Source organism: Caldinitratiruptor microaerophilus, from assembly GCF_025999835.1.
Classification (GTDB): Bacteria; Bacillota; Sulfobacillia; order Symbiobacteriales; family ZC4RG38; genus Caldinitratiruptor; species Caldinitratiruptor microaerophilus.
The window spans coordinates 128147-146726 of record NZ_AP025628.1 but is presented as its reverse complement, the minus strand read 5'-3'; the positions used below and the strand labels follow the sequence as shown (position 1 = coordinate 146726).

The window sequence follows — 18580 nt, the reverse complement described above, 5'->3', positions numbered from 1 at the left end:
CTCCGTTAGAACTGCATGACTTTCTGGATACCGGCCATCACCCGGCGCACGTTGGGGAGGTAGACGTCCTCCAGGGAGGCGAGGGGAAAGGGTACGTCATACCCCGTCACCCGCACCACCGGCGCCTGCAGGTACAGGAAGACCCGCTCTTGGATGAGCGCCGCGATCTCGGCGCCGAGCCCGCACTGGCGAGGGGCCTCGTGCACCACCGCGACGCGCCCGGTCTTTTCCGCCGAGGCGATCACGGCGTCGATGTCCATGGGGTTCAGGGTGCGCAGGTCCAGCACCTCCGCCTGCCACCGGTGCTCCCGCTCCGCCTGTTCGGCCGCCTCGAGGCACACGTCCACCATCGCTCCCCAGGAAACGAGGGTGCAGTCGTTCCCCTCCCGCGCCACCCTCGCCTTGCCGAGGGGCACGGTATACGCCTCCGCCGGGACCTCTTGCCGCTGGGCGCGGTAAATGCGCTTCGGTTCCATGAACAGGACCGGGTCGTCGTCCCGGATGGCGGCGATGAGAAGCCCCTTGGCGTCGTACGGGTTGGACGGGATCACCACCTTGATCCCCGGATAGTGGCAGTACACCGCTTCGGTGCTGTCGGAGTGGTGCTCGGGCGGTCGGATGCCGCCCCCCGACGGCGTCCGGATGACAAGGGGGACGGTGAGGGCGCCCCGGGTTCGGTTGCGCATGCGCGCCGCGTGGCTGACGAGCTGGTCGTGCCCCGGCGCGATGAAGTCCATGAACTGGATCTCTGCCACCGGGCGCATCCCACCGATGGCCAGCCCGATCGCCGTCCCGATGATGCCGGACTCCGCCAAGGGCGTGTCGATGACCCGGTCGGGCCCGAACTCGGCGAGAAGGCCGTCGGTGGCCCGGAAGACGCCGCCGTTGACGCCCACGTCCTCCCCCAGCACGATCACCCGTGGGTCCTGGCGCATCTCCGCGGCTAAGCCGTCCCGAACGGCCTCCACCAGGGTGAGCTTAGCCATGCCCGCCTCCCTCCCCGACGCGGGCCTCCGCCAGAACTTCCCGGCGCTGCTCCCGGATGTACCACGGCGCCTCCCCGTACACGTAGTCAAAGATGTCCGTCGGCGCGGGGTGCAAGGATTCGGCTTCGGCGACGGCAGCGGCCACTTCCGCCTTGACCTGCTCCTGCAGCGCCTCCTCGGAAGCCGCGTCCCACAGGCCCTGGTGCACCAGGTACCGGTGGAGTCGGGTAATGGGATCCCGCTCTTGCCACTGGCGGACTTCGTCCTCACTGCGGTAGCGGGTCGGATCGTCTGCCGTGGTGTGGGGCCCGTAGCGGTAGGTCAGGGCCTCGATCAGCGTGGCGCCCTCACCGGCACGTGCTCGGGCCGCTGCCTGGGACACGGCGGCCCACACCGCGATAGGGTCGTTGCCGTCCACCCGCAACGCGGCCACGCCGTAGCCGGCCGCCTTGGTCACGATGGGGGCAGCCGTCTGCCGGGCCAGGGGAACGCTGATGGCGTAGAGGTTGTTCTGGCAGAAGAAGATCACAGGCAACCTGAACACGCCGGCAAAGTTCATGGCCTCGTGGAAGTCACCCTGGGAGGTGGCACCGTCGCCAAAGTACGCGACGGCCACCTGCCCCGTCCCGCGCAACCTGGCCGCCCATGCCAGCCCGACCGCGTGCAGGCACTGGGTCGCGATGGGGATGGAGATGGGCAAGGTGTACACACCGGGCAGGTGGGACCCCCACTCGTCCCCCCGCCAGTAGCGAAGGATGTTGGCCATGGGCACGCCGTGGACCATCATGGCACCGTGGTCCCGGTAGGTGGGGCAGATCCAGTCCGTGCGCTGGAGGGGGAGGACGCTGCACACCTGGCAGGCCTCCTGCCCGCTGTAAGGGGCGTAGGTGCCAAGCCGCCCCTGGCGCTGGAGCCGAAGCGCCCGGCTGTCGAAGGCGCGCAGTCGGACCATCCAGCGGTAGATCTCGACGAGCCGGTTGGCATCCAGCCCGGGCGGCAGGGGCGCTGCCAGCTCGCCTGCCGGGGTGAGACACTGCAGCGGGGCCTGGACACACTCTCCTGTCACAGTAGGCGCAGAACCCATCGGATGTTCCTCCTCGCCGGGCGGTATGTCCCTTCATGTCCCGTTAACAGGGACACCCGTCCCGGTATTTTCGACGGGCACGGTATCACCTCTGCCGGCGGTCGGCCAAGGGTGGGGGTGGGCCGGAGCACAGACCGCGCGCGGGCGTATAGTCAGCCCTACAGTGATACCAGCGCGGCACCCACGGTAATGAGGGCCACCGCCCGGACGAGCGCCAGGTTCAGGCGCTCACGGCCCCCGAGCACCAGTGGGCTGAGCATCATCGTGAAGACCGGCTCCAGGGAGGTCACGACATGGGTCACGGTGGAGGGGGTGAGGCGGAGGGACAGGAAAACGAACAGCTGTGCCAGGCTGCTGAACACTCCGGCCAGGAAGAAGTAGCGGAGCCCTGGACCCGAGGCCCGCAGGAGGGCTCCGACCTCGCCCCTCCGCACCGACACCGGTAGCCAGCCAACAAGCGCCGCGGCTGCACCGATCGCTGCCCCCATGGCGGCATCCGGCCAGACGTTCAGGCCCGCCTTCCGAAGCATGATGCCTGAGGCGAACGCCACCCCGCTCCCGACCCCCAGGAGGAGACCCACCACGTTACCCCTGTGCCCGGCCGCGGCGCCGGCCGCCCCCACCAGGGTGCCGCGCCGTTCGCTTTCCGCCTGCTCGCGCGCCAGGAGGTACATCCCCGCCAGCGTGGCCAGGACCCCGAGCACTGTGAACGGTGTGGGCCGCTCCGCCAGGAGTAGCCACGCGATGAACAGCGTGTATACGGGCGAAGCGTTTTTCCAGGCGCTGGCACGGGACGGGCCGAGGGTGAACACGCTCTCGAAGTACAGCCACCGGCCGAGGAGAGTCGTGGTCAGGCCCGCCAAGACAAAGAGAACGACGGGGACTGGCCCGAAACCCGGTGCCCCGGACCCGGGCAGGGGCAGCAGGGTGAACGCGGCGTTGGCGCCTGCGTTGAGGAGGAGGGTCAGGAGGTAGCCGGCTCCGGGGTCGATGCCGTCCCGGCCCCGCCGCACGAAGAGGTTGTACAGGCCCCAGCAGAGCGCCGTCAGCAGGGCGAACAGGATACCCATCCCGCATCACTCGAACTCGGCAAGAAGGTCCTCCAGATCCTCTCCGGAGAGGCCCGCCGGCAACACCGCGAGCGGCTTCTCCCCGAGCCCGGGCAACTGGGACTCAAAGGTCGGCCGCCGACTTCGGTACAGGATACCCGTTACCAAGCCGCGCGTAGCCTCGATCCGGCTCAGGGCCGCCATGCGGTCGCTCGGGTCGTAGTCGGGGTCCCCGTCAACCGAGGTGAGCGACTCGCGATACCAGGCATAGGTGTTGACCTTGTTGAACGTCACGCAGGGGCTGAACACGTTGACCAGCGCGAAGCCAGGATGCCGGATCGCCTCCGCCAGAATCCGGGCAAGCCCGTTCACGTCACCGGAGAACCCCTGCGCCACGAACGTGGCGCCCGATACGATCGCCAAGGCCAGCGGGTGCACGGGCTCCTCGAAGGCACCACGGGGGTGTGTCTTGGTCGCCATACCGGGGTCGGAAGTGGGAGACGTCTGCCCGGTGGTCAGGCCGTAGATGTGGTTGTCCATCACCACGTAGGTGATGTCGACGTTGCGGCGGGCCGCGTGCACGAGATGCCCGACGCCGATGCCGTACCCGTCGCCGTCGCCACCGGCCGCGATCACGGTGAGGGACCGGTTCGCCACCTTCACCGCCGTCGCGGTCGGTAGCACCCGGCCATGCAGGGTATGGATCCCGTACGCCCCGAAGTGCTGCGAGATCTTTCCTGAGCAGCCGATGCCCGAGACCACCACCACTTCGTGCCCCGGGATGCCGAGGCTAGCCACGGCCCGCCCCAGGGCGTTCATGACGCCGAAGTCGCCGCAGCCCGGACACCAGGTGGGCTTGACAGAGGTCTTGAATTCCTCGAGGACCACCGCCACCGCTACGCCACCTCTCTCACTGCCCGCACGATATCTTCCAGCAAAAGGGGGACGCCGTCGTACCGAAGACACGAGGTGATGCGGTCGTGGGCCTCGCAGTGCCGCTTGAGGAGACCGGCCAGCTGCCCGGTGATGGCCTGCTCCACCACCACGACGCGCCGGGCCATGGCGATGCGTGGGCAGACCTCACCGGCGGGGAAGGGAGACAGGAGCCCGAGGTGCAGGTGGCCCGCCCGCACGCCGAACGCCTGCAGGGCCTCCCGGGCCTCCCGGATAGGCCCGTAGGTGGATCCCCACCCGACCAGGAGCACGTCGGGATCCTGCGGCCCGACGTAGCGGTTCTTCACCACGTCCGAGCGGAACCCGTCGAGTTTCCTCGCCCGCTTCTGCACCTGGGCGATGCGTGTCGGGGGGTCCTCGATCTCGTAGCCGCGGTCGTCATGCTCGTTGCCCAGAGCTACGTACCGGCCGCCGGGCTGGCCGGGGATCGTGCGCGGCGAGATGCCCGTCGCGGTAACCTGGTAGCGGGGGTACTCCCGGGTACCCACCGCCGCCAACTCCTCGTTCGAGACCAGCCACCCGCGGTCCACGGCGGCAACCTGAAAGCTCAGGGGATCCACCGTGGCCCGCGACTGTCCCAGGTACATGTCCGAGGCGACGATGACCGGGGTCTGGTATCGCTCCGCCAAGTTGAATGCCTCTGCCGCGTACGCGAAGCAGTCCTCCACCGTGGCGGGGGCGATCACGATCCGGGGGATATCCCCGTGCGATCCGTAGAGCATCTCGTTGAGATCGCCCTGTTCGGTCTTCGTCGGCAGGCCGGTACTGGGGCCGCCCCGCTGCACGTCGACGATCACGACGGGAATCTCAGCGATACCCGCCAGGCCGAGGGCCTCCATCATGAGAGAGAACCCGGGGCCGGACGTGCTGGTCATGGCGCGTACCCCGGCAAACGCCGCCCCGATGGCCATGTTGATGGCAGCGAGTTCGTCCTCCGCCTGCACCACGGCGCCACCAAACCGCTCAAAGTACCGGATGAGCCGGTACATGATATCGGTCGCCGGGGTGATCGGGTAGGCTGCCAGGAACCGGCAGCCGGCCGCCAGTGCCCCGAGGGCCAGCGCGTCGTTACCGCTCATGAAGAGGTGGCGGCGGGGGAGCTCCGGCAAGGCCGGCAGGCCCGGGACGAGACGCCACCCCTGCTCGCTGGCGTACGCGTGGCCACGCTGAAACGCCTCGAGGTTGGAGGTGATCACACCCTCGCCCTTGTCCGCGAACTGCCCACGGAACACCCCCGTGAACGACGAGGGGCTCAGCCCCAGCACGGCAGCGCTCGCACCGAGGGCCACCGCGTTCTTCAGGATTGCGCTCCCGAGGTCCGACGCCACCGAACCGAACGAGATGGGCCAGCAGGTGACGTCCGGCCGGGCGGAGGCGAGTGCAGCGTGGGCCGGCTCGCACAGGACGGCCCCACCCGGGCGGAGTTCCGCCAAGTTGTGGGTGATGCTCGGGCCATCCAACGCCACCAGCAGGTCCAGGCGGTCGCCGTGATGGCGAACCGGCTGGTCAGCCACCCGCACCTTGTAGTTCGTGTGCCCGCCCTTGATGAGCGACTGGTAATGCCGGTGTGCGAAGACGTGGTACCCCATGCGGCTGAGCGTCAGGGCGAAGGTCTCGCCCGCGCTGTCGATGCCCTCTCCCTGCGCCCCACCGATCTTCCAGGTGAAGTCCAAGCTCCGTCCCTCCACGGCCGCATGTGCTCGTCTTCGATGAGCGGCTAGCTGCAGGCAGCCGAGCCCGGTGGCCGAACCGGGTAATCCTCGTCAGTTTCCGGCGCCGGCCATCACCAGGCCTTCCTCCGCCTTCGCCTTAAGGACCTCGTCCCGGAGCGACAGCCAGATCTGCTCGAACAGCTCGCCGAACCGTGGGTGGCTCCGGATCTTCGTGATGTCACGGGGCCGGGGGAGGTCCACGTCGATGATCGCCTTCACCCGGCCGGGGTGGGCCGTCATGATCATCACGCGGTCGCTGAGGTTGAGGGCCTCATCGATGGAATGGGTGATGTAGCACACGGTCTTCCGCGTTCCCTCCCAGATGCGTAGGAGTTCCTGCTGCAGGAGGATCTTGTTCTGCTCGTCCAGAGCCGCAAACGGCTCGTCCATCAGGAGAATCTCGGGGTCGTTGGCGAACGCCCGGGCGATGGAGACCCGTTGCTTCATGCCGCCGCTGAGTTGGTGGGGGTATGCATCGGCGAACCGCGTGAGGCCGACCATCTGGATGTAGTGGTCGGCCACCTTACAGCGCTCGTGCCGGTCCACCCCGCGCAGCCGGAGGCCGTATGCGACGTTGTCCCGGACCGTCATCCACGGGAGGATTGACTGCTCCTGGAACACCATCGAGTTCACCGGCCGGCCGCGGTCGGTCTGGCGCACCTCCAGCACGCCGGAGGTAGGCTCCTCCAGCCCGGCCAGGATCCGCAGCAGGGTCGTCTTCCCGCACCCGCTGGGGCCAACGATCGCCAGGAACGTGCCGTCGGGCACTGTGAAGCTGACGTCGTCGATCGCGGTCACACGCCGTCCCCGGGACTGGAACACTTTGGTGAGGTTCCGGACCGAGATCTTCACCGGACGTTCCACGCGCCTTTCCCTCCCCATCACGAGTGCTTCCACGGGATGATCCACCGCTCGAGCTCGTCGAGCACGAGGGTAAACACGTAGCCCAGGAACGACATGATGACGAGGCCGACGTACATCTTCTCGAGGTAGAAGGTGTCGTACCCGGTCCAGATCATGTACCCGATTCCGCTCTTGGCACCGATCATCTCCGCCGCCACGATCAGGAGCAGCGCCATGCCCATCCCGAGCTTGATGCCGGTGAAGATGAGGGGAAGGGCCCCGGGCAACGCAATGGTGGTGTAGAAATCCTTGCGGCTGGCCCCGAAGTTCCGGGCCACATCCAGGTAGATCCGGTCGATGTTGACAACGCCTGCCACGGTGTTGATGAGCACCAGAAAGAAGACGCCGATCGCGATCGTGATGTACTTGGACCACTCGCCGATGCCGAAAAGGATCATGATGAGGGGCAGCAAGGCGATCTTTGGAATGGGATAGAGGGCAGCGACCATCGGCTCCAGCGCGGCCCGCACCAGCGGGAACAGTCCCATCGTGAGGCCGATGAGAAGTCCGGGCACGGCGCCGACCACGAACCCGATGAAGATCCGCGACAGACTGATCAGCAGCGCCTGCAAGAGCTCCCCGGAGACGAGGAGGTCCACGAACGTGCCAACGATCCCGGAGGGCGGCGGGAAGAAGCGGGCGTCCAGGAGTTTCAAGCGCACGAGCATCTCCCAGAGCACCAGCAGGGCAACCGGCGAGAGGACAGACATGATCCGTTCCCGCCGGCGCTGCTTCTGCCTGCTCGTCCACTCCCGGCCCGATCGACCCTGCGCCCTCGTGCTCCCACCGTGAACCGGTTGAGGAGCTGGCCCGGGCGCGGGGGAAGTCACCGCCCTCCGTTTGGTCCGAGCCGACGCCTCCTGATAAGCCAAGGGGAACCCTCCCTCTGCCGGCCCCGGCCGGCAGCCAGGCGCCCGTTCAGCACCTGGCTGCCGAGCCGACTCGCTACTTGTACTCGCCGCCAAGGTACTCGACCGCGAACTTCGCCAGCGACAGGTCGACGACGTGATTCAGATCGACGTTGCCCGTTACCGTGCCCTTCTCCTTGTACCACTGGAGCTGGTCTTCGAGGCTCTTCACATTGACCTGGCCGTTGGGGTTGAGCCCGGTGACGTACACGTCATTCCAGAGGGACTTGTCCTTCAGATCGGTGTACTTTGCCAGAATGTCGATGATCTGGTCCTTCCCCTTGCCCTTCAGGAATGCGTCGTTGTAATCCCGCAGAGCCCGCAGGTAAGCCACCATGAACCGCTTTGACAGCGCCTCGTTGGCCACGAACTTCGGGCTCGCCAGCACCACGGCGATCTGTGCGTCGGGCAGGAAGTCTGTGGTGTCTTTCCACCGCTCGAAGATCCCTTGCTTCACACCCTGCGTGATGAGGGGCTCGATGTGCATGCCCAGGTCGATGGACTTGCGAGCCAGCGCCACGCTGATGTCCGGCGGTCCCAGGGGGACCAGCTCGACGTCCTTCACGGTGAGGCCACCCTTCAGGAGGGCCTTCTCCACCGTGTATTCGTTGAGCGTGCCCACGGAGAAGAGGCCGATCTTATGGCCCTTGAGGTCCTTGTAGTCCTTGATCTGGCCTGCCAGGTCCTTGCGGACCACCATGCTGTAGTACGATTTGCCGGGGTTGTTCGTACCCTTGTCTGCGATGATCTTGATGTTCAGGCCCCGGGACACCGCGTTGAACAGGTTGGCCCCCAGGATGCCACCCGCGACTTGCACCTCGTCCGAGGCGATGGCCGGGAGCATGTCCTTCGACGACTCGAACGGCCGGATATCCGCCTCGATGCCAAACTCAGCGAAGTACCCCTTCTCCTTCGCGATGTAGAACCCCGCACCTGAGGGTGAGCCGTCCTCTGCGATCCAGATCTTCACCGGCGGACTGAGCGGCGCCAACTTGGCGGTCTGGGACGCCGGCTGCTGGGGCGCCTGCGCCGTGGTGCTGGCCTGAGCTTGCTGCCCGGTGGGAGCCTGCTGCTGTGCCTGCCCATCCTGGGTACCGGCGGGGGTTGCCGGCTTCTGGCCGCCACAGGCGGAAAGCGACGTGACGAGGGTCACCGCCAGCAACAGAACCTTCGCTTGGTGCCGTATGAGATTACCGTTCCTCACTCGAGTCCCCTCCCTGAGCTTGGCTTGTACCCTGACTTGTCTTCTAACCGAATACTCCGATAGATGGGTGTATGTAGCCGTCCGCGGCCTCCACCCCCCTCCGTTACGCCCGTTGCCGCCATCGCTCATCATTTGTGAGTGGGTGCTACGCTTAGATACGACGAGGTTCGTTTGATTCCTTCTATGGAAAGATCTCTCATGGATAACAAGTTTCCAACAACCTGGTGCAGAACCGTGCTCGCGTCCTGCTGCCGGACGTCTACCACCGGCACGGGGAGCGAGGCTGCCATCTCTTCCCTGAGGCGCTGGCCGTCCACGTAGCCCGGGCGGAACTTCCCGCCCGACTCATCCGGGAAGAACGGGTTCACGGTCACGGCCAGGAGCGGGAACCCACGGGCGAGCCCGACCCTGGAGCGGCGCCCGAGTCGCCTGAGGAGGCCCCGCACTTTCAGCGGCGGGCCACCCAGGGCAAGGCACATGACGTTGTCGAACTGGATCTCGGGGGCGATCGGGAGGGCTTCGAGGACCTCCGCCAGGATCTCGAGGCCGGCGACTGGGACCACGCCGCCCAGGACCAACCGGAGTTCGCCCGCGGCGCCTCCAAACCGCCGGAGCGCCTCGGAAGCCTGTTTCGCATCATTCGGGGTCAAGATCCCGTGGAGCCGCACCACGGGTCCGGCCGGAGGGTCGAGAACGGGACGCTCGAAGAGCCATACCAGGGCAGCCGTCTCCGCCAGGAGCGCCGGGAGTTGCCGCCGGTACGCGGCCCCCGTCGCCAGGACCAGGCCCTGGGTGGCCAGCATCGGCGCCATCCGGCCGAAGGCACCGTCGACCAGGCACAGTCCGCTGCGGGGCAGAGCTGCCAGCACCGTCCGCAGCCCGGCCGCCGTCGCCGGCCCGGCCAGTACCACGCGACCCGCTTCTTCCGCTCGTGCCAACACCACCTCGCCCACGGCCGTTTGGACGCCGGTGCCCGACACGGGCTCCAGCCGGGCCGTTCCCACCTTCAGCAGAGGACGGGCGGTGGCCACCCAAGTGCCCGCCGGGACGTCGACGCGGGGCTTGGGCAGACCGGTCAGGTGATCCAGGTCTTCCCCGTCGAACCCGATCGAGGTGAGCCCGACCGGCGCGCCCAGACCGGCCGCGACCTGGAGGAGCGCGGTCAACGTGGTAGTCTTGCCGGTATTTTTCGCGGTACCGGCGACACCGATGGCCACCATAGGGGACCCTCCAGACGTCAATCCTACCGGGCCGCTCGTGCGTAGACCGTTCCCCGGCCGGCGCGCCCGGGGTGCCCGCCTTCCTCCGGCGAACCCAGGACCCCCTCGTAAAGGGCCCGGACGAAGCCGACCTCCGCCACCCGACGCAGGACCTGTTCGATCCCTTCCACGAGTTCGTCCGCCAGGCTTTCCGCCGCCGGCGTCGGTTCGATCCGCGCCCGGCCGAAGAATCGAAGGGCCTCCGCCACGGCGCGCAGGGTGTCGACCCGGGACGCGGCCGTGATCGGGCCACCGGAGTACGCCTCGTCAGACGAGGCGATGGTCACCGCCTCCACGCCCAGGCTCGCCCCCAGGGCCGCGTGCAGCGCCGTGGTGACACTCGACTGCACCCGGTCCTCGGTGTGGGTCATGAAGCCCACCGGGGCCCCGGGCCATATGGGCGCGTCGACGATGCGCCGGAGGGCCAGTATCTTGGCCGCGTGGAAGTCTACGTGGTTGGCATCCATGAGACCCCGGATCAGGGCCTCCGGCCCCTTGCAGAAGAGTGGCTGGAGGTAAGGGGTCCCGCCCAGCCTCCGCCCCACGTGGGCCACGATCAGCATGCCGGCGAACGCCTTGTGCGCCGGTACGCCAGAAAGCTCTTCGTTCGTGACGACGTCGTAAGGCAGGCGGTACTCGGCTGCATAGCGCATCGCCGCCAGGCCGTCGACCGCCAGCCGTTCGGGGTCTGTGCCGCCAGACAGGGACCCGTAGGCGATGTTGATCTTGGTCGCGTCGGCACCGTACTCGCCCGCCAGCACGACGGTCTCTGCCGTGTTAAGCCCCCGGTGCGCCCTCACCTGCCAGAGGGTGTACGGCCCCAGCCCTGCGCGGATGTGCTGGAGGTTCTCGGGCGTGATCACCGTCCCGTCGCGCTGGTGTGTGAACGCCCCCTCCAGCAGGCCCTCCGTTCGGGCCCCCCAGGCGGGGTCGAAATGGATGACGCCGTCCACCGACCAGCCTTCGAGGACCTTGATGTGCGCGATGTCGTGGATCGGGCACCCCGTCCCGTACTGCGTGAACACCAGGGTGTCCTGCCCGTGCCGGAGTTCGGGGCCAGCCGGTGCGGCGTTCGCCCTCTCGGCGTAGCGGCGGATGGCTTGGAGTTCGCCGGCCTCCAGCCGGCGCAGCCCGGGCGGCAGGTCCCCCCGCGCGTAGAAGGCAGCGGCCGCTCCGTCGGTGAGACGTGCGTACTCCCGCCGGAGGCGCTCTGTGGATTCCCCGGCCCGGGCCGCCCGGATCATGGCCTGGCGGAGCTGTGCCCGCTCCACCCCGGGGCTCAGCCGCCCGTGGGCCCAGGCCAGCAACTCCTGGGCGATCTCCTCCAGGAGCCGGCCGATCTCCGCGTGCCGGTACCGGTACGTGCGGGTGGGAGCCAGCGCCGGCCGGCGGCGGGTCGCTCCGCGCTGCTCGCCGGGCGCCGGCTCACGGCCCTCGACGAAGGCCACCGCCTCCTCGGGCGTGGTCCCGGGGCCGAATGCGGCGTCGAACCCCATCTCCGCCGCCAGTTCGGGCCGTATGGCCATGCCGCCGATCGCAATCCGCACGCGCTCCCTGAGCCCCGCGGCCTCGGCCAGGTCGGCGAACCGGGCGGCCGCCTCGGCCACCTGGTAGCCAATGGTCCGGCTCAGGAGGACGACGTCGACCTGGTGCTCCAGCGCCGCTGCCACGATCTCCTCGGGGGGCACGTCGGGAGGCAACAGGATGGTGGTGTGGCCGGCTGCCTCGAGCGCCCGCCGGATGACCTTGAGCCCCACGTCGTGCACTGGATCCAGAGGGGCCAGCAGGACACGTTTGGCTGCTTCCCCGCTCACGCACGACCCTCCCCCGGGCGCTGCGGGGCCTCTCCGAAGGGATGGCTCTCGCCGGGGCGATGGAGGTATGCCCGGCCCCGGACCCGCGCGCCTGGCCCCCGGTGCTCGATGAAGACGATGTCCACGTCCTGGAACCCCATGCTGTTCATCAGGGCCAGCATGAGCTGGCGACCCTCCCCCTCGTCCCGGCAAACCAGGAAGGTCTCCACGTCCACCCCGTCCAGCACCGCGCGACTCCATGTAGCGTTGCCGTGCACCATGACTCCCCCCTACGCCGGGCCCGCACGGGGGCAAGTGCCGGGCCCGACCGCCCCGTTCAGGACACCGCGGCCTCCGCCGCGAGCCCCGCGTAGCGGGCCACGATCCCCATGAGGGCCACCAGGCCCCGGACCGCCAGGCGGGCCTTGTCCTCCCGCAGTGCCCCGTCCGGGTCGGTCGTGCCGAGCCCCGGCGAGATGAAGATGTTGGCGTCGTACGCGATGGTCGGGATGATGCCCATCTGGGCGAGGCCCGATTGGAAGATGTTGGTCCCGGCGTACATGTCCTCGATGGAGAAGATGGGGAGCCCGATGCGCCCATCCTTCCACGTACCCTCGTAGTTGACCTCGACCGCCCCGGAGTTGTAGGACTTGCTGACCAGGATCCCGGAACGGATGGCCGTCGGCAGGCCCTCCAGTTCCTCCACCACGATCTCGTAGAGGCGATCCACTGGGTCGGTGATGACCTCCGGCCGGTCCCGTAGGACCTTGAGCGCCTGGATCTGGGTGAGAAGTGCCTCCTTTCCGGGATCCTGGGTGACGTAGGCCGCCTTGCCGTAGGAAGCCAGGGTGCCGTACCGGTCCCCGTGCATGCCGAGGGCGCGCCGGATGGTGACCATGACGTCCTCACGGCCGATGAGCAGGCCCGAGGTGGCGGCGCCGGTTGCCTTGTCCATGGAGTAGACCATGACATCGCAGCCGATCTTCCGCGGGTCGGTCCCCACGAAGGGCAGTCCCCACGCGTTGTCGACGATGTAGGGCACGTTGTAATCCCGGGCGATCTCGCCGATACGTTTCTGGAGAAGGGGCGCCCCGTCTTCCGCCTTGACGCCGTACCCGTAGCCGGGCGTATCGTACCCGAGGGAGGTGAACCCCGTGAGGAGTTCCGCATGCTGCGCGGCCACGCGGGCGATGCGGCGGGCCGAAGCCTCCGGGTCGACCCCCGTGAGGAGGGGCACCGGCCAGTACTTGATGCCGTGGTTGGGGTACTGGGCCCCTTCGAGCGGGACGATGACCGTGTCCAGGTTGTTCTGCCGCTTCCCGTAGAACCCCATCTCGCCGGCCGTCGTCCCGCGGTCGGCCAGGAAGTCCTTGTACTTCGCCGGGAAGGGCCGCCCGTAGCTGGCCTGATGGTGCATGTGCTTCTCGAGGGGGGCGATGTAGCGGGCCCGATAATTGTCCCCCCGCCCCAGGGCCGGGGGCGTACACAGCGTGTCGAAGGCCACCCACAGCCCTGCTTCGGCCGTGTTCACGGGGCACACGTCCCATTCGTCCCCGTACACGTCCTTCACGATCTCCCGGATCTGCTCGACCAGCGTCGCCAGCGGGATGACTTCCGCGGCCCCGGCTTCGGAGGCGGCCAGGATGTCCCGCCGAAGGGGAGCCGGAGTCCCGGAGATGGCTCCGGTGAGGCCAAACTTCCCCCGCCACTCGGGCGGGATGCCGATCTCATCCGCCGCCTTCCGGGCCTCAGCGTAGATGGCCGGGATGCTGGCCTGGAGGGCTTTGTAGAGCTGGAACCGGTACCTGAACTCGCCCATGTCAAGTCCCCTCCACGGAAGTCGGATTGGGCCAGGGGCCCGTGCCTGGGACATCCCCGCGCCTCAGGCGGCCCCCGCTTCGCGCTGCTTCTTCTCGCCAAGCACGACCATCGTGATCGCGCCCTTGGCGCACACCTCCTCGCACTGCCGGCACGAGATGCAGTCGGCCTCCCGCACCAGTTGGGCGATTCCCTCGAACTGCCCGCCTCCGATCAGTTCCAGGCACCCCGTGGGGCAGATCTGAACGCAGAAGTCGCAGCCCGTGCAGTGCTCGGGGTTCACCACCGGCACGGGCCAGTCGGGGCGGCGCACCACCCGTTCCCTCACCCACCACCCGGTGATGGCGTCCACAGGGCAGACCGCCGCGCAAGCGCTGCAGTCGATGCACCGGCCCCGGTCGATGACGTGGCGCTCCTTCCAGGTACCGCTGATGCAGTCGACAGGGCAGGCCAGCACGCACGCCGTGCAACCGATGCACTTTTCTGTGATGAAGTGGGCCACGGGTGGCACCCCCCTTCGGCCGGCTTCCGCTCATCATCGATGAGCACTTATGACTACGGCCTTGCCGGGCGCCTCCGGGGCGATCCGGACGGGCCCCGGGGCTGTCAGGCACCCCTGGCTCCCCGGGGCCCCCCGAGATCAGTCGCCCGCGAGCAGTAGGGACTCCCGGGCCGGCACGAGCCGCCGGGCGAAGACTCCGGTGAGGCCGAGGGACTCCACCTTCGCCCGGATCATGTCGCGGTCCATGATGTACAGGCCGGTGGCGACCATCCGGTCGAAGTAAGTGGCACCGGAAAAGGTGTACTTTTTGAACAGCCCGCCCTCACGGATCTGCTCGTTGACGAAGGCGATGGCATCACCGACCGCCAGCTGCCTCGGCAGCTCGAGCAGGGGCAGTCCCAAGGCGTACCGGGCGGCGTTGTGCCCCGCCAGGGTCCCGGTGACGATGGCCTCGGTATGACCCACCAGCGGCCCCGCCTTCTCGCCGCCGCAGAAGAGGTTCTCCACCCCACCGACCCGCAGGTAGTTGTCCCGCGGGCTGATCGCCAGGTAACGCACGGAGTTGCCGATACCGCCCGAGTACGGGTCGTCGTAGCGGGCGTTCTCGAAACCAGGAATGCGGCGCAACTTCTCCAGGGGGAAGTAGGATGTCATCAGCTTGGCGTGTCCGGTGTCCAGGAGGACGATGTTTTCCGCGAACTCCTTACCGGCGTACTGCTGGCAGGCCTTCTTCTTGAGTTTCTCCCGGTCGATCATCTCGTCCGGCAGGGGCACGATGCACACGCCCGTACGGTCGAGCTCCTCGACGATCCAGGGCGCCAGAGACTCCTTGATCAGCTTGCAGGACCCGCTGAAGGAACCCAGGCTCTCCGGGTTGGCTCCCCCGATCATCTCGGGCACCCCGCAGAGCCCCGCGATCGATACCCGTCCCCCGAACGTGGGGCAACGGATGACGCACATCACGCAGCCGTTGCCATAGCGGGCGCACTCCGACTGCGGGCCCACCGTGCCCGTGGTCTCGACGAACACATCGGCTTCCAGTGTGTACGGGCCGCGGAAGTCCGCGCCGTGCTTCTCGTAGTACTGGACGGCACGGATCCGCTTGTTCTTGGCCGGCTTCGGGACCCGCTGCCCCAGCAGGGTCCAGAACCCGCCCCGTTCCGAGGGCGGCGCCGGCACCTCCTCGAGGATGACATCGGTCACGCGGGACATCATGTGGACCTGGACCCCGTACTGCTCCACGATCCGCCGGACGTAGGGCTCGATGCGAGTCACGTCGTACAGCGTGGCGTGCTCGTGCCCCGGGAAATTGACATCTTTATGTCGGGCGCAGGCGTCGACGGCCTCGAAGGGCTCGCCCATCCCCAGGGCGATCATCTCCTCCGCCGCCGTCCACCGGCCGTTGTTCCGCATGATGCCCCCGACGAGCCCGGTGCCCAGGAGCTGGTCGGTCTTTTCGAACAGGTGGACCTCCTCCACCCCGGCCTTCGCCAGCGCGATGGCCGCCGAGACGCCCGACCACCCGCCGCCGACGACCACGACACGTGCCATCTCTCTCCCTCCCCTACCGCCGTCTGCCACCATCTGCCGCCACCTCCCCGCACCGAGCGACGCGGTCGGGTGGGCGGATTCGCTCATCTATGATGAGCGATAGCGGCCACACCAAGGGGACACGGGGCCGCGCATCCGGAAATTGGCTCAGTGGGCTACGGCGTGCTGCCGCACCGCCTCCATGATGCCCTCGATGTGACGTACCATGGCCCGCTCGGCCGCTTCCGGGTCACGGGCCCGGATCGACTCGAGGATCCGGCGGTGCTCCTCCGCCAGCCGCCTGTGCATCCGCCGGGAGACGGACGGCGGCAGCGGGGTGGTTGCCACCTCTCCGTGAACCAGGCGGGTAGCCGCCTCGAGAACCCGGTTGCCGGCAATCTCGGCGAGCTTCTGGTGGAACTCCATGTCGGCCCGCGCCATGGCCGCCGCCGAATCGGCCTTCTCATACCGGTCCAGGATGACCTCCAGGGCCGCCACGTCCTCCGGGCCGGCCCTCTCCGCTGCCAGGCGGGCGGTTTCCCGTTCGACGGCCCTTCGGGCCACTAGGATGTCGATCACCTCTTCGACCCGCGTAGCGCTCAGCGCTTCAAGCAGTTCGGAGCTGTAGCTCGAAAGGGTGCGGCTCTGCCGCAGGCTGCCCAACCGAGCCAGTCCCACCTCCGTAAGCGAGCGCCCTCGAAATCCGGCGCGGGTGGTATAGCCCCGCAGATCCAGATCCCGTAGCAGCCGGCCTGCCGTCGCCTCGCTCACCGGGTGGCCGTGGCGGCGCAGGTAATCCGCGACGGCACCGCAGCCCAGCGGGCTGCCCGCCTGGCCGAGGCACTCCAGGATCAGGAACTCGACGTCCTCCGGGTTACTCCGCGTCATCGACTCGGTTCGCTCCTTGCCTGCCCTCCGTCAGGCCCCCAGCCTGCCGGATATGATCACAGGGTCCCCCGGCTGCAGTCCCAGCTCGCCGCCGGTGACCCCCCGGGGTCCGCTCAACACGACGTTCATGTGGTTGGGCATGTGCGTCTCGTCGAACCCCGCGATGCGCCCGACCTCGTACCCGGCGATCCGGACGGTCTGCCCGACGACGGCAACCCCACCCTGGCTGACCTCGAAGAACGCCAGGTAGTGTACGTCCTCCACCCGGTCTCCCGGCCCGACCGCCCCCGTGGTCAGGATCAGCTCGTGGATCTCGTCCCGCAGAAGGCATCGAGAGATCGGGGCGATCAGGTTCAGCCCCCGCCCCGCCAGCCGGGCATCCAATACGGCCACCACGGTGCCGGTGATCTCCCGCAGCGCGGCGTACGGACTCGACCGAAATAGCCCCCCCACATACGGGTCTGGCATCGGAATTCGCTCACCCCACCTGGCAACCCTGCCGCCACCGTACCGTTTCCCCAACCCCGACGTGGCCGTCGCGCCGAGGTCCCGAGGCTTGTTCCGATCCACTCATCACTGGTGAGCGGTTGCTGGTGAACCTTTTTCGGCACAGATCGCCGAATTCCTTCTGTCGATCGCCAAGTTCCGGAGAAAAAATGTTCTCGCCCGCTTCCAGCTCACCGGCTGGCTAACCGGCGTGCGCCTGTGCCCGGGCCACCGGGCGTGCGAAGAACCCGGTCATCCCGGCCGCTTCCACGCGCCGGCGGACGGCGTCCACGTCGGTGGTGTAGAGGCCCAGCCGGCGCATCCGCTCGAAGTACACGGAACCCGAGAAGGTGTACTTCTTCCCCAGACCGCCCGATTCCTCGAGACGGCGGGTGACGTATGCGATCGCGTCGCCGACCGCGAGCGTCTCGGGGATCGTCACAGGTTCGAGTCCGAACGCCTGGCGAGCGGCGTTGTGCCCCGCCAGAGTGCCGGTGCAGATCGCCTCGGTGTGCCCGACGAGGGGGCCTGCCTTCTCGCCGGCGCAGTACAGGTTGGCCACCCCCTCGACCCGGAGGGCCACATCATGCGGGGCGATGGCGAGAAAACGCACCGAGTTGGCCACCCCGCCAGCGTAGGGGTCGATGTAGCGCGCCTCTTCGAACCCCGGCACCGCCCGGAGCTTCTCCAGGTCCATGTACGGCGCCATCAGCTTGGCGTGGCCGGTGTCCAGCAGAATGAGGTTCTCGCCGTACGCTTCGGTCGCGTACTGCTGGCAGGCCTTTAGCGCCAGCTTGGTCGTGTCCTGGAGGCGGTCAGGGATCGGCACGACCACGACGCCCTTCTCTTCCAGCTCTGCGACGATCTCGGGGGCCAGGGAGTCCTTGGCGAGCTTGCACGAGCCGCTGTAGGCGCCCACCTTCCCGGCGGCGTTGACAGCCTGGAGCTCACGAACGCCGCACAGCGCCGCCAGCCCCACCCGTCCTCCGAAGGTGGGACACCGCAGCACGCACATGACGCAGCCTTCCCCGTACCGCGTGCAGTTCCCGGGCGGTCCGGCGCTGCCGGTCGTGTCGATGAACACGTCCCCGGTGATGGGAGGACCCCCGCGTGAGGCCACCGCGAGGATCCGTTCACCCTCCATGCGCACGGCCGTGATACGCGTGCGCAGGCGGACGTCGACCCCCGCCTTCCGGAGCACCGCCCGTACTTCCGGCTCGATGCGCGTGACGTTGTACAGCGTGGCGTGGCGGTGATCCGGGAAGTCGATCCCCCGGTGGGTCGCCACCCGGTCCGTGGCCTCGAAGAGTTCGCCGGCGCCCATGGCGATCATCTCTTCGGTGGCCGTGAACCGCCCGTTGTTCCTCATGATGCCGCCCACGAGCCCGGTGCCGAGGAGCATGTCGGTCTTCTCCACGAGAACCGCCTCCGCCCCGGCCTTCGCCGCCGCCAGGGCCGCCGCGCAGCCGGCCCAGCCGCCCCCCACCACGACGACTCGCGCCAT

Annotated in this window: 17 protein-coding genes; all 17 read right to left on the bottom strand. The window is 68.2% G+C overall.

Annotated elements, in window-relative coordinates:
- Positions 1 to 5 precede the first annotated feature (5 nt).
- The 17 genes from caldi_RS00720 to caldi_RS00640 all read right to left on the bottom strand — a co-directional run bounded on the left by caldi_RS00720 (position 6) and on the right by caldi_RS00640 (position 18580).
- Positions 6 to 986: an alpha-ketoacid dehydrogenase subunit beta gene (locus caldi_RS00720; RefSeq protein WP_264843164.1), complete on the bottom strand. Its 981-nt coding sequence runs from the start codon at positions 984 to 986 to the stop codon at positions 6 to 8.
- Positions 979 to 2070 (bottom strand): pyruvate dehydrogenase (acetyl-transferring) E1 component subunit alpha, encoded by a 1092-nt coding sequence (gene pdhA, locus caldi_RS00715; protein ID WP_264843163.1) that lies wholly within the window; start codon positions 2068 to 2070, stop codon positions 979 to 981. Before pdhA ends, caldi_RS00720 begins: the two co-directional genes overlap by 8 nt.
- Before the next feature lie 158 nt (positions 2071 to 2228).
- Positions 2229 to 3140, bottom strand: a complete 912-nt coding sequence (locus caldi_RS00710) for a DMT family transporter (protein WP_264843162.1) — start codon at positions 3138 to 3140, stop codon at positions 2229 to 2231.
- A 6-nt stretch (positions 3141 to 3146) separates the two neighbouring features.
- On the bottom strand, positions 3147 to 4013 hold the full coding sequence (locus caldi_RS00705; protein ID WP_264843161.1) for a 2-oxoacid:ferredoxin oxidoreductase subunit beta: 867 nt from the start codon (positions 4011 to 4013) through the stop codon (positions 3147 to 3149).
- Positions 4014 to 4015: 2 nt separating this feature from the next.
- The gene (locus tag caldi_RS00700; protein WP_264843160.1) at positions 4016 to 5746 is read right to left on the bottom strand and encodes a 2-oxoacid:acceptor oxidoreductase subunit alpha; all 1731 of its coding nucleotides are present in this window, start codon (positions 5744 to 5746) and stop codon (positions 4016 to 4018) included.
- Positions 5747 to 5836: 90 nt separating this feature from the next.
- A complete protein-coding gene (locus caldi_RS00695; RefSeq protein ID WP_264843159.1) occupies positions 5837 to 6649 on the bottom strand; it encodes an ABC transporter ATP-binding protein in 813 nt (270 codons plus the stop codon).
- Between the two features lie 17 nt (positions 6650 to 6666).
- Positions 6667 to 7398: an ABC transporter permease gene (locus caldi_RS00690; RefSeq protein WP_264843158.1), complete on the bottom strand. Its 732-nt coding sequence runs from the start codon at positions 7396 to 7398 to the stop codon at positions 6667 to 6669.
- Positions 7399 to 7633: 235 nt separating this feature from the next.
- The gene (locus tag caldi_RS00685; protein ID WP_264844704.1) at positions 7634 to 8749 is read right to left on the bottom strand and encodes an ABC transporter substrate-binding protein; all 1116 of its coding nucleotides are present in this window, start codon (positions 8747 to 8749) and stop codon (positions 7634 to 7636) included.
- Positions 8750 to 8928: 179 nt separating this feature from the next.
- Complete coding sequence (locus tag caldi_RS00680) at positions 8929 to 10020, bottom strand: hypothetical protein (RefSeq protein WP_264843157.1); 1092 nt, start codon at positions 10018 to 10020, stop codon at positions 8929 to 8931.
- Between the two features lie 23 nt (positions 10021 to 10043).
- Complete coding sequence (locus tag caldi_RS00675) at positions 10044 to 11873, bottom strand: cobalamin-dependent protein (protein WP_264843156.1); 1830 nt, start codon at positions 11871 to 11873, stop codon at positions 10044 to 10046.
- The gene (locus caldi_RS00670) at positions 11870 to 12130 is read right to left on the bottom strand and encodes a hypothetical protein (RefSeq protein WP_264843155.1); all 261 of its coding nucleotides are present in this window, start codon (positions 12128 to 12130) and stop codon (positions 11870 to 11872) included. Before caldi_RS00670 ends, caldi_RS00675 begins: the two co-directional genes overlap by 4 nt.
- Positions 12131 to 12189: 59 nt before the next feature.
- Positions 12190 to 13671, bottom strand: coding sequence for an aminotransferase class V-fold PLP-dependent enzyme (locus caldi_RS00665; RefSeq protein WP_264843154.1), 1482 nt, complete (start codon positions 13669 to 13671; stop codon positions 12190 to 12192).
- Between the two features lie 63 nt (positions 13672 to 13734).
- Positions 13735 to 14172 carry a 4Fe-4S binding protein gene (locus caldi_RS00660; RefSeq protein ID WP_264843153.1) on the bottom strand — a complete coding sequence of 146 codons (438 nt, stop codon included), beginning with the start codon at positions 14170 to 14172 and terminating at the stop codon, positions 13735 to 13737.
- Between the two features lie 138 nt (positions 14173 to 14310).
- Positions 14311 to 15723, bottom strand: coding sequence for an FAD-dependent oxidoreductase (locus caldi_RS00655; protein ID WP_264843152.1), 1413 nt, complete (start codon positions 15721 to 15723; stop codon positions 14311 to 14313).
- Positions 15724 to 15870: 147 nt separating this feature from the next.
- Positions 15871 to 16590, bottom strand: coding sequence for an FCD domain-containing protein (locus caldi_RS00650; RefSeq protein WP_264843151.1), 720 nt, complete (start codon positions 16588 to 16590; stop codon positions 15871 to 15873).
- Positions 16591 to 16620: 30 nt separating this feature from the next.
- A complete protein-coding gene (locus tag caldi_RS00645; RefSeq protein WP_264843150.1) occupies positions 16621 to 17058 on the bottom strand; it encodes a DUF6917 domain-containing protein in 438 nt (145 codons plus the stop codon).
- A gap of 220 nt (positions 17059 to 17278) precedes the next feature.
- On the bottom strand, positions 17279 to 18580 hold the full coding sequence (locus caldi_RS00640; RefSeq protein WP_264843149.1) for an FAD-dependent oxidoreductase: 1302 nt from the start codon (positions 18578 to 18580) through the stop codon (positions 17279 to 17281).

What these genes read in the sequence shown, in the direction of transcription:
- caldi_RS00690 (WP_264843158.1), bottom strand. Translation starts at nt 7,398, where the DNA reads ATGTCTGTCCTCTCGCCGGTTGCCCTGCTGGTGCTCTGGGAGATGCTC.
- caldi_RS00650 (WP_264843151.1), bottom strand. Translation starts at nt 16,590, where the DNA reads ATGACGCGGAGTAACCCGGAGGACGTCGAGTTCCTGATCCTGGAGTGC.
- caldi_RS00710 (WP_264843162.1), bottom strand. Translation starts at nt 3,140, where the DNA reads ATGGGTATCCTGTTCGCCCTGCTGACGGCGCTCTGCTGGGGCCTGTAC.
- caldi_RS00680 (WP_264843157.1), bottom strand. Translation starts at nt 10,020, where the DNA reads ATGGTGGCCATCGGTGTCGCCGGTACCGCGAAAAATACCGGCAAGACT.
- caldi_RS00640 (WP_264843149.1), bottom strand. Translation starts at nt 18,580, where the DNA reads ATGGCGCGAGTCGTCGTGGTGGGGGGCGGCTGGGCCGGCTGCGCGGCG.
- caldi_RS00665 (WP_264843154.1), bottom strand. Translation starts at nt 13,671, where the DNA reads ATGGGCGAGTTCAGGTACCGGTTCCAGCTCTACAAAGCCCTCCAGGCC.
- caldi_RS00720 (WP_264843164.1), bottom strand. Translation starts at nt 986, where the DNA reads ATGGCTAAGCTCACCCTGGTGGAGGCCGTTCGGGACGGCTTAGCCGCG.
- pdhA (WP_264843163.1), bottom strand. Translation starts at nt 2,070, where the DNA reads ATGGGTTCTGCGCCTACTGTGACAGGAGAGTGTGTCCAGGCCCCGCTG.
- caldi_RS00655 (WP_264843152.1), bottom strand. Translation starts at nt 15,723, where the DNA reads ATGGCACGTGTCGTGGTCGTCGGCGGCGGGTGGTCGGGCGTCTCGGCG.
- caldi_RS00645 (WP_264843150.1), bottom strand. Translation starts at nt 17,058, where the DNA reads ATGCCAGACCCGTATGTGGGGGGGCTATTTCGGTCGAGTCCGTACGCC.